Here is a 360-nt window from a genome sequence, read left to right on the forward strand (position 1 = left end):
CTTCCTGTCATCTATAGCGTTAGTGACAGGTGTCTTTTGCGTTTTCACGCTTGTGTTTGTTGATTCTTTTGAATCGGTTTGTTTCTCGGATGTCTTGATATCTTAGGTCTATCATTTCTAAAATGATAGTCTTTTCATCAATTCTGTATGAAGTTTTCAAGGTACGTTTTTCTGACTGTTTTACCAGTCATTAGAAAACTCAATTCTTTGAATCCTCTAATCACGGGTAAAAACCCTGTATCTTAACAGCACTTCCCTGCTGATATAGGTTAGCATCCTTCGGATGCCCGTTTTATGTTGAAAACAGCATAGCTGTTGTTTTCTTTTTTTAATCTGGCAGCCACCTACTCTCCCATGCCG

The sequence above is a fragment of the Roseburia sp. AF20-18LB genome (assembly GCF_003461185.1).
In the GTDB taxonomy this organism is placed as follows: domain Bacteria; phylum Bacillota; class Clostridia; order Lachnospirales; family Lachnospiraceae; genus Roseburia_C; species Roseburia_C amylophila.